The sequence below is a fragment of the Actinosynnema sp. NPDC023658 genome (assembly GCF_040639995.1).
Taxonomy (GTDB): Bacteria; Actinomycetota; Actinomycetes; order Mycobacteriales; family Pseudonocardiaceae; genus Actinosynnema.
The window spans coordinates 1-6,947 of record NZ_JBFAAX010000306.1 but is presented as its reverse complement, the minus strand read 5'-3'; the positions used below and the strand labels follow the sequence as shown (position 1 = coordinate 6,947).

The window sequence follows — 6,947 nt, the reverse complement described above, 5'->3', positions numbered from 1 at the left end:
GCTCACGTCGGCCAGGATCCGGCCGCACGCGCCGTCGACCGGTCCGGCCGGGCGGGCGTCGCCCTGCTGCGGCGGCGCGGTGGCCGACGCGGAGCCGTTGCCGGTGGCCGGGCCGTCGTCGTCCTGACCGGGCTCGGCGGCCTCCTGGCCGGGGTTCGCGGCGTCCGCGCCGGACAGGCCGGCGGAGAAGAAGATGCCGGCCCACGACCGCTTGAACACGCCGTCGTCGGCGAACGCGCCGGGCGCCGGGGTGGCGGTCTGGACGCCGTCGGCGCGCGCCGAGTTCGGCAGCAGCGCCTGGGCCCGGTCGTTGTAGGTGATGACCGGGGCGATGGTGTCCACCCGCGGGTCGACGCCCGCCAGCGACAGCGCCAGCGCGCCGCCGTAGGAGCCGCCGGTCACCCCGACCTTCGGGTCACCGGCGCGGTCGGTCACCACCTCCTCGCGGGTGGCCAGCCAGTCGAGCAGCTTCTGCGCGTCGCGGACCTCGTGGTCCAGGGAGTTCAGCGCGATCTGCCCGGTGCTGCGGCCGAAGCCGCGCGCCGAGTACGCCAGCACGACGAACCCGCGCTGGGCCAGCTCGGTGGCCTGCGGGGCGACGCTCGCCTTGCTGCCGCCGAAGCCGTGCGGCAGCAGCACGGCGGGCGCCGGGGTGCGTTCGGGCAGGTACAGGGTGGTGTCGATCTGCACGGTGCGGTCGCTGCCCGGACTTTCCGGCACGTCGATCACCGCTTCGCGGGTGCTCACCGGGACGGGGTCGTCTCCTTGGCGCGTGAAGACCACGATGGCGCCCACCAGGGCGACCAGCACGACGAGCGCGGGGAGCGACCACCTGCCGCGGAGGCGGTTGAGGGGGGCCACGCAGTTGACCATAGGCGTGATCGCCTGAGAACGAGGCGTCGGCCGGGTGCCGCGCTCTCAGGGAGGGCCGCCGGTCGGGCAGCGCCCGTCCGGGTGCCTCTGATCACCTCCACTGGCGCTCACCCGCACTCATGCGTGAGACTGGGGGTTGCGTGGAGGGGAGTACTCCCTAGCGGCGGTGTCGTCAGCACGGAACCTGGCGTGAGGTTCCCGGTGCCGCCGGTCGGCTCTTCGAGTCGGCGGAGGAGACCTCCGGTCATTGGCGTGCGCGCGCGATGCACCGGAGGTTGAGTCGTGTCTGTTCCTGTGTGGTTGTGGTTCGCCACGATCGCCGGCCTGCTTGCCCTGCTGGCCGTCGACCTGTTCATCGTCGACCGCAAGCCGCACGAGGTCACCATCGGTGAGGCCGCCCGGTGGGTCACGTTCTACGTGGCGGTGGCCATCCTGTTCGGCCTCGGCCTCTGGTACTGGTCCGGTGGCGTCTACGCGGGCGAGTTCTTCGCCGGGTACATCACCGAGTACTCGCTGAGCGTGGACAACCTGTTCATCTTCCTGATCATCATGACCACCTTCAAGGTGCCCGCGATCCACCAGCACAAGGTGCTGCTGGTCGGCATCCTGATGGCGTTGATCATGCGCGGCCTCTTCATCGCGGTCGGCGCGGCGGTCATCGGCCAGTTCAGCTGGGTCTTCTACCTCTTCGGCGGGTTCCTGATCTACACCGGCTACAAGCTGGCGCGCACCGACCACGACGACGAGGAGGAGGAGTTCAAGGAGAACGCCGCGCTGCGGTTCGTCCGCAAGGTGTTCCCGGTGGCCGACCGCTACCACGACTCCAAGTCGTTCGTGAAGGTCGACGGCAAGCGGTTCGTCACGCCGATGTTCATCGTCATGGTCGCCATCGGCACCACCGACCTGCTGTTCGCGCTCGACTCGATCCCGGCGATCTTCGGCCTGACCAAGGAGCCCTTCCTGGTCTTCACCGCCAACGCGTTCGCCCTGATGGGCCTGCGTCAGCTGTACTTCCTGCTCGGCGGCCTGCTGAACAAGCTGGTGTACCTGTCGATCGGCCTGTCGGTGATCCTCGGCTTCATCGGCGTGAAGCTGATCCTGGAGGCGCTGCACACCAACTCGCTGCCCTTCCTCAACGGCGGTGAGCCGCTGCACGTGCCGACCATCGGCATCCAGTTGTCGCTGTCGGTGATCGTGGGCGTGCTGGCCATCACCACGATCGCGAGCCTGGTCAAGGTCAAGCGGCACCCGGAGGCGGTCAAGCAGGTCACCTCGCAGAAGTGACCATCTGTGAGCGTCAAAATCTCGTGAGCCTTGCTAAGAATCATTCCGGTACCGTGCTGAGGCGTGCGCCCCGATGACTTGCAGTCGTTGACCCAGCCCGGCTCCGTCTCGGTGCGTGGGGACCTCGTCCTGGTGAACGTCGCCACCCCCGACGTCGTCGCGAACGCCTACCGGGGCGGCCTGCACCGCGTCGCCCTGGACGGCGGCGGGACGACCCGGTGGACGTGGGCCGAACGCGACCTGGCACCCCGGATCTCCCCGGACGGCCGCTGGGTCGCGTTCCTGCGCGTCACGGAGCGTGGCAAGGCGCCGCAGCTGCACGTCATGCCCGCCGACGGCGGCGAGGCACGCCGCCTGACCGACCTCGCGCTGGGCGCGGGCGTGCCGGTGTGGGCGCCGGACTCGCGGCGGCTCGCGTTCACCTCGCGGGTGCCCGAAGCCGGTCGCTACGGCACCCCGCTCGTGGACGGCGGTGACGTGCCGTCGCCCGACGCCGAAGCGCCCCGCCACATCACCCGGCTCGACTACCGGCTGGACGACGTCGGCTTCACCGCCGACCGGCACGCCCGGCTGTTCGTCGTGGACGCGCTGGACACCGACGCCGAGGCGGTCGAGCTGACCGACGGCGCGTTCACCGCGATGGACCCCGCCTGGACCGCCGACGGCGAGCGGGTGCTGTTCCTGGCCGAGCGCGACCTCGGCGCCGTGGAGTGCTTCACCAACGACCTCTACGCCGTGCCCGCGTCCGGCGGTGAGCCGGAGCTGGTGGCGCAGACCCCGGGCTGGGCCGCGCACCCGGTCGCGCTGCCCGACGGCGGCGTGCTGTTCTACTCGCCCGAGCAGCCCTCGAACACGGCCGCCGTCGCGCGCAACACGGGCCTGTGGCGGTTCGACGGCGAGCGGGTCACCCGGCTCACCGACGTGGAGACGGTGGACTGCGAGCGGGGCTCCGGGCCGCCGGTGGTGACCGACGCCGGCGTGCTGGTCGCGGTCCGCAACCGGGGCGCGGTCGAGCTGCGCCGCGTGCCGCTGGACGCCGACCAGGCCGTGCTGGACGAGCTGGAGCTGCTGGCGGGCGAGAAGGCCGAGGTCAAGTCGTTCGCCGCCGACGGCGACCGGGTCGTGGCCGTGGTGACCAGGGCGCACAACAGCGGCGAGGTCGAGCTCGTCGGCGGCGGCGCGCTGACCGACTTCGGCTCGGCGGTGCCGCTGCGGCCGTCGGTCGAGCTGACCGGCACCGCCCCGGACGGCTACCCGGTGCACGGCTGGCTCGTGCTGCCCGAGGGCGAGGGGCCGCACCCGGTCCTGCTGGCCGTGCACGGCGGCCCGTTCATGTACCACGGCTGGGGCTTCTTCGACGAGGCCCAGGTCTACGCCGCGGCCGGGTACGCGGTCGTGCTGCCCAACCCGCGCGGGTCCGCCGGGTACGGCCAGGCGCACGGCCAGGCCGTGATCGGCGCCTTCGGCACGGTCGACGTGGACGACATCCTCGCCGTGCTCGACGTCGCGCTCGAACGCCCGGAACTGGACGCCGACCGCGTCGGCGTGATGGGCGGCTCCTACGGCGGGTTCATGACGTCCTGGCTGGCCGCGCACCACGGCGAGCGGTTCCGCGCCGCGTGGAGCGAGCGCGCCGTCAACGCGTGGGACTCGTTCGCCGGGTCGTCCGACATCGGCTGGTACTTCACCGACGCCTACTGCGGGCCCAGCCTGGAGGCGCAGCGCGCGATGAGCCCGCTGACCTACGCCGAGAAGATCTCCCTGCCGTTCATGGTCGTGCACTCCGAGCACGACTGGCGCTGCCCGCTGGAACAGGCGCAGCGGCTGTTCGTCGCGCTGCGCCGCAACGGCGTCGAGGCCGAGATGCTGGTGTTCCCCGGCGAGGGCCACGAGCTGACCCGGTCGGGCAAGCCGCGCCACCGCGCGCAGCGGTTCGACGCCGTGCTCGGCTGGTGGGCCCGGCACTTGGGCTGAACCAGGCGCATTCCCGGATGTTCCTCCTCCGCGAGCGGCACACTGGTGCCTCGTGGAGGAGGTCCCGAGATGGTGATCCCGGCACTGGGCTGGCCCACCGGCACGTACCTGGAGACGGTGTCCGCCGCCGGTCGCGCGGCGCTGCTGGAGCTCGGCGTGCCGAAGCTGTTCCGCCGCGGCGACGCGCTGGTGCGCGAGTCCGAGCGGTCCGACCACGTCATCCTGCTGGTGCAGGGCCTGGTCAAGGCGACGGTGACGCTGGAGAACGGGCGGGTCGCGCTGCTCAACGTCAAGGTCGCGGGCGAGCTGGTCGGGGAGATGGCGTTCCTGACCGGCAAACCGCGCTCGGCCACCGTGACCGCGTGCGTCGACACCCGCACGCGGGTGGTCACCGCGGCGCAGTTCACCGACTTCCTCACCCGGTTCCCGGCCGCCCACTTCGACCTGGACCGGATGATCCTGCGCACGCTGGAGTGGGGCGAGCAGCGGCGCACGGACTTCAACGGATACCCGGCGTCCGTGCGGCTGGCGCGCGTCCTGGCCTACCTCACCGACGCCTACGGCCACCAGGGCTCCGACGGCGTCGCGCTGCGGCTCAACCTGACCCAGGGCGAGATCGGGTCGCTGGTCGGCGTGGAGGAGGACACCGCGCGCCGGGAGTTCCGCACGTTGCGCGACCGCGGGGTCATCACCATGGGGTACCGGGCCCTCACCATCGTGGACCGCGGCGTGCTGCGGGAGATCGCGGAACTGTGAAACCGGAAACCCGGTGATCGCCCTACTTCCGCGCACCGAGCGGCGGGATGCTCCTCCTGTGACGCTGGAAATGGTGATGCCCCTCCGCGGACTGGTCTACCGCCTCGTGGTGGCAGTGGACGTCGAGGGCTACAGCAAGCTCGACGCGCTGGACCAGTCGCTGGTCCAGTCGCGGCTGAGCGACGTGCTGGACGCGGCCGCCCGCAACGCCGGGCTGGACCGCGGCCTGTGGTACCGGCAGGTGCGCGGTGACGGCGAACTGGCCGTCCTGCCCACCGACGCCGATGCCGCGTGGGTGGTCGCCCACTTCACCGAGCAGCTGGCCGAGGCGCTGGCCGACCTGCGCGCCGCGGGCACCCCGCTGCGGATGCGCGTGGCCATGCACTGCGGCCCGCTCACCCAGGGCGCGTTCGGCCTGGTGGGCGACGCGCCGATCGTGACCTGCCGGCTGCTCGACGCCAAGGTGGTACGCGACGCGCTGGCCGCCGCCGACGACGACCTGGTGCTGGTGATCTCGCAGCGGCTGCACGACGACGTCGTGCGCACCCGGTTCCACGACCTCGACCCGACCCGGTTCCGGCCGACCCGGTTCCGGGTCAAGCACCAGTGGTACTCGGGCTACGTGTGCGCCGGGCCGCCGCGGCGGGGTTGGGCGAATGGCTAGCGGACGGCGCGGTCGTTGCGGCACGCTTCCCGGATGCAGTGGACCGTGCGGGCCGGACGGCCCGACGACGCGCCCGAGATCGCCAGGATCAACGTCGATGCCTGGCAGCACTCGTACCGGGGGATAGTGGACGACCCGGTGCTGGACCGGATGCTGCCCGAGAGCAGGCTCCCCGCGTGGGCGCGCGTGCTGCGGCTGCCCGAACCCAGCCGGGTGTTCGTCGCGGTCGACGAGGGCAGCGGTCGGATCGGCGCCTACTGCGCGGTCGACGCGGTCCGCGAGGCGAAGGACGCCCACCCCGACCTGCACACCGGGGAGCTGGTGGCGATCTACGCCGACCCCCGCTACCACGGCCAGGGCGCGGGCCACGAGGTGCACGAGGCCGGGCTGCGCCACCTGTTGGACCAGGGTTTCCGGTACGCGGTCCTGTGGGTGTTCCAGGACAACGCGCGCAGCCGCGGGTTCTACGAGTCGCACGGCTGGCGGCACGACGGGCTGGTGCACCGCTACGAGCTGGGCGACCAGGAGCTGCCCGAGGTCAGGTACGGCCGGTTCCTGCCGGCGCCGCGCCGGCGCGGTCAACCGAGCAGGGTGTAGTTCAGCTCCTCGCACACCCGTGCCAGCGGCAGGTCCAGGCCGGGGTGCTCCAGCGGCAGCAGCACGTCCGGCGAGACGGGCAGGCCCGTTCCGCCGGGCGGGTCCCACAGGCACACCGCGGGTGCGCCGGAGTCCATCGACGAGCGGTACCAGAGCCCGTCCAGCTCGGGGTAGGCGGCGCGGATCGCCCGCGCCCACTGCTGCGTCAGCGCCTTGGGCCCGGAGCTGATCTCCTGCGAGGCGCCCGCCCTGGTGGGCCACAGCCCGGTCAGGTCGAGCAGCCGCAGGGTCCGCCGGGGCCGCAGCACCACCATGAACGGGCTGCGCGTGCGCCGGTCCACCACCGACGTCGCCTGGAACACCTCCGCGATCGACGTCCGCGCGGTCAGCCCGAAGTACAGCACCCCCTGGTCGTGGGCGTGCGTGGGCGAGCCGTCGGGGCCGGGCGGCTGGGTGTCGAACCGCGCGTGCGGCAGCGGTCCGGTGTAGCGGAAGCTGTTCCACCGCTGCGGGTGCAGCCCCTTCGCGGCGAAGACGCGCACCAACCGGGTGGCCCGGTGCACCGCGACGACGTCCTCGGTGCGGCGCAGGTTCGCCTGGAGCACAGCGGGGGAGGGCGGCTGGGGGAGCCGTGACATTCGCGTCCAAGGGTCTAGGCGGCAGGATCGGGCCGGTGCGGCCGGCCGTGCGTCGGGCGGGTGCGCCCGGCGGCGCGTCGGTGGTGACGTCGGGCGGGTCTGCCCGGTCGCGTCGGGGGTGTGCCCGGCGGCACGTCGGGTGGTGCGCCCGGCCGGGTGCC

The 6,947-nt window shown here is 72.5% G+C and carries 7 protein-coding genes; 5 read left to right on the top strand and 2 right to left on the bottom strand.

Translation table 11 applies throughout. The annotated features are described in order from the left end of the window. Nucleotides 1-861 (bottom strand): alpha/beta fold hydrolase (locus AB0G02_RS24710; RefSeq protein ID WP_360797848.1); only part of this gene is annotated, 861 nt, incomplete at its 3' end. 294 nt (nucleotides 862-1,155) lie between these two features. Here AB0G02_RS24710 and AB0G02_RS24705 point away from each other — a divergent pair. From AB0G02_RS24705 to AB0G02_RS24685, 5 genes are all read left to right on the top strand, one after another. Beyond that, the gene (locus AB0G02_RS24705) at nucleotides 1,156-2,157 is read left to right on the top strand and encodes a TerC family protein (RefSeq protein ID WP_360797846.1); all 1,002 of its coding nucleotides are present in this window, start codon (nucleotides 1,156-1,158) and stop codon (nucleotides 2,155-2,157) included. A 63-nt stretch (nucleotides 2,158-2,220) separates the two neighbouring features. Continuing rightward, a complete protein-coding gene (locus AB0G02_RS24700) occupies nucleotides 2,221-4,131 on the top strand; it encodes a S9 family peptidase (protein WP_360797844.1) in 1,911 nt (636 codons plus the stop codon). A gap of 69 nt (nucleotides 4,132-4,200) precedes the next feature. After that, nucleotides 4,201-4,887 carry a Crp/Fnr family transcriptional regulator gene (locus AB0G02_RS24695; protein WP_360797842.1) on the top strand — a complete coding sequence of 229 codons (687 nt, stop codon included), beginning with the start codon at nucleotides 4,201-4,203 and terminating at the stop codon, nucleotides 4,885-4,887. A gap of 58 nt (nucleotides 4,888-4,945) precedes the next feature. Further along, nucleotides 4,946-5,551 (top strand): hypothetical protein, encoded by a 606-nt coding sequence (locus tag AB0G02_RS24690; RefSeq protein WP_360797840.1) that lies wholly within the window; start codon nucleotides 4,946-4,948, stop codon nucleotides 5,549-5,551. 33 nt (nucleotides 5,552-5,584) lie between these two features. Then, nucleotides 5,585-6,148: a GNAT family N-acetyltransferase gene (locus tag AB0G02_RS24685; RefSeq protein ID WP_360797838.1), complete on the top strand. Its 564-nt coding sequence runs from the start codon at nucleotides 5,585-5,587 to the stop codon at nucleotides 6,146-6,148. On the opposite strand, the gene AB0G02_RS24680 is transcribed toward AB0G02_RS24685, so the two are convergent. Beyond that, entirely contained in the window at nucleotides 6,130-6,786 is a 657-nt protein-coding gene (locus AB0G02_RS24680) for an RES family NAD+ phosphorylase (protein WP_360797836.1), read from the bottom strand. The two genes, AB0G02_RS24685 and AB0G02_RS24680, sit on opposite strands and share 19 nt — an antisense overlap. Nucleotides 6,787-6,947: the final 161 nt, after the last annotated feature.

Coding starts and splice junctions, on each gene's coding strand:
- AB0G02_RS24695 (WP_360797842.1), top strand. CDS start 4,201: ATGGTGATCCCGGCACTGGGCTGGCCCACCGGCACGTACCTGGAGACG.
- AB0G02_RS24685 (WP_360797838.1), top strand. CDS start 5,585: ATGCAGTGGACCGTGCGGGCCGGACGGCCCGACGACGCGCCCGAGATC.
- AB0G02_RS24680 (WP_360797836.1), bottom strand. CDS start 6,786: ATGTCACGGCTCCCCCAGCCGCCCTCCCCCGCTGTGCTCCAGGCGAAC.